The sequence below is a fragment of the Streptomyces sp. AC550_RSS872 genome, from assembly GCF_019049285.1.
Taxonomy (GTDB): domain Bacteria; phylum Actinomycetota; class Actinomycetes; order Streptomycetales; family Streptomycetaceae; genus Streptomyces.
Genome location: NZ_JAGMUL010000121.1, coordinates 116,903 through 119,824, shown reverse-complemented (window position 1 = coordinate 119,824; position 2,922 = coordinate 116,903). Strand labels below are relative to the sequence as shown.

Here is a 2,922-nt window from a genome sequence, read left to right as displayed (position 1 = left end):
GTCGTTGAGGATGTGGGCGATGCGCTCCGCCGGGTAGTCCGGGTCGATGGGGACGTAGGCGGCGCCGGACTTGACGATGGCGACAAGAGCGGTGATCAGGTCGGGGCCGCGGGGTATGTCGACCGTGACGAACTGCTCCGGGCCCACCCCGCCGGCCGCCAGGTGACGGCCCAACTGGTTCGCCCGTGCGTTGAGTTCCGCGTACGTCACGTCCTGGCCCGCGCAGGTCAGTGCCACCGCATTCGGCGTCGCGGCGGCCTGCTCCTCGAACAGTGCCACCACATCCACGGGCGCGGTCTCGACCTGCTGCCCGTTCCACTCCTCCAGGAGCTGATGCCGCTCCGCCGGGTCCAGCAGCTCGGGCCCTGCAAGGGACTGCTCAGGATCAGCGGTGAAGGCGGTGAGGAGGTGCGTGAGGCGTTGGAGGAGAGTCGCTGCGGTACCCCTGTCGAACAGATCGGTGCTGAACTCCATGGTGAGGGAGAGACCGTCCGGCTTGCCGTCGTCGGTGGTGGCTTCGTTGACGGCGAAGGTCAGGTCGAACTTGGTGATGCCGATACCGGTGTGCTCGAGCGTCGAGCTGAGCCCGGGAATGGTGGCCAATGCCCCCGTGGCGTCGTGCTCGGTGTTGTTGAGGGTGAGCATGACTTGGAAGAGGGGGTGGTGGGCGAGGGTGCGGGTGGGGTTGAGGTGTTCAACGAGGCGTTCGAAGGGGAGGTCTTGGTGGGCGTAGGCGTCCAGGTCGGTTTCGCGGACCCGGTCCAGCAGTTCGCGGAAGGTGGGTTGGCCACTGGTGTCGGTGCGCAGGACGAGGGTGTTGACGAAGAAGCCGACCAGATCATCGGTTGCCTCGTCGGTACGCCCGGCGATGGTGGTGCCGATCGGGATGTCGGTTCCTGCGCCGAGGCGGGTGAGGAGGGTGGCCAGGGCGGCATGGAGGACCATGAACAGGCTGGCGCCGTTCTGCTGCGCCAGCGCGCTGAGATCCCGGTGGAGTGCAGCGGGCAGGTCGAGGGTCAGCTTATCGCCGGTGTAGCTGGCGGTGGCGGGCCGTGGGTGATCCGTGGGTAGTTCGAGCTTCTCCGGCAGTCCGGTGAGCGTGTCGGTCCAGTAGGCGAGTTGCTGTGCTGCGGGGGAGCCGGGGTCGGCTTCCTCACCGAGCAGCTCGTGTTGCCAGAGGGTGTAGTCGGCGTATTGGACGGGCAGTGGCTGCCAGGTTGGGGCTTCGTTGTTGCAGCGTGCGGTGTAGGCGGTGGTGAGGTCGTGGGCGAGTGGGCCCATGGACCAGCCGTCTCCTGCGATGTGGTGCAGCAGCAGGAGCAGTACGTGCTCGTTGTCGTTGAGCCGGAAGAGTGTGGCGCGGAGGGGGAGTTCAGCTGTCAGGTCGAAGGCGTGGCGTGCGTGCTGGCGCAGGTGTGGTTCGAGGTTGGTTTCTTTGGCCTCGATCACTGGTATGTCGAGTGCCGCGTCGGTGGTCGGGAGGATGACCTGGTGCGCGCCGTGGCCCTCGTCGGCGATGAGGGTGCGCAGGGTTTCGTGGCGTGCGATGACGTCATTGAGCGCTGTGGTCAGGGCGTGGTGGTTGAGGGTGCCGGTCAGTCGCAGGCTGCCGGGCATGTTGTAGGTGGGGGTGGGTCCTTCGAGTTGGTGGAGGAACCACAGGCGTTGTTGGGCGTAGGACAGTGGGATGTGTTCGGGGCGTTGGCGGGGGGTGAGGGGGGTGCGGGCCTCGTGTGCCCCGTCCAGGGCGGTGGTGAGGGCGGCGATGGTGGGGGTCTGGAAGAGCTGTCGGATGGGGAGTTCGGTGTTGAGTGTGGTGCGGATGCGGCTGACGAGGCGGGTGGCGAGGAGGGAGTGTCCGCCGAGGTGGAAGAAGTCGTCGTCGATGGTGACGTGGGGGATGCCCAGGATGTCGGCGTAGAGGTTGCAGAGGATTTCCTCACGCGGGGTGCGTGGGGCGCGGCCGGCGGTGTTGGTGGTGTAGTGGGGTGTGGGCAGGGCTTTGCGGTCGAGTTTGCCGTTGGGGGTGAGCGGGAGGGTGTCCAGGGTGACGAAGGCCGAAGGCACCATGTACTCCGGCAACTCGGCCGCCACATGTGCGCGCAGCGCCTCCGTGCTGACCGGCTCCTCTGCCACGGTGTACGCGACCAGGTGTTTGTCGCCCGGTCGGTCCTCGCGGAGGATGACGGCGGCTTGGGTGATGGCGGGGTGGGTGGTGAGTGTGGCTTCGATTTCGCCGGGTTCGATGCGGTGGCCGCGGAGTTTGATCTGGTGGTCGGTGCGTCCGGCGTATTCGAGTTGGCCGTCGTGGCGCCATCGGGCGAGGTCGCCGGTGCGGTACATGCGGGTGCCGGGTGTGCCGTGGGGGTCGGCGGTGAAGCGTTCGGCGGTCAGGCCCGGACGCTGGTGGTAGCCGCGGGCCAGTTGTGGTCCGGCGATGTAGAGCTCACCGAGGGTCCCTGCCGGTACCGGGCGCAGGGCGGCATCGAGGACGTACAGGCGGGTGTTGCGTACCGGGCGGCCGATGGGCACGGGGCCGGTGCCGTGTGGGACGGTGTGGTGGTAGGCGACGTCGACTGCGGCTTCTGTCGGCCCGTAGAGGTTGTGCAGGTCGACTCCGGGCAGGGTGCGGCTGAAGGCGTTGGCGGTGTCGCGGGGCAGTGCTTCGCCGCTGCTGAACACCCGGTGCAGTGTCTGTGCGCATGTGGTGGATTCCGGCTCGGCCAGGAAGGCCTGAAGCATTGATGGTACGAAGTGGCAGGTGGTCACGGCCTGTTCGCGGATGAGCCGGGACAGGTAGCGCGGGTCCTTGTGTCCTGCGGGCTCGGCGATGACGAGGCAAGCGCCCTCTTGCAGTGGCCAGAAGAACTCCCACACAGACACGTCGAAGGATGATGGTGTCTTTTGCAGTACCCGGTCGGC

1 protein-coding gene is annotated in these 2,922 nt (G+C 67.3%); it reads right to left on the bottom strand.

From position 1 onward, the window contains the following. A partial coding sequence (locus KUM44_RS34775) for a condensation domain-containing protein (RefSeq protein WP_254390545.1) occupies window positions 1-2,922 on the bottom strand: 2,922 nt, incomplete at both ends.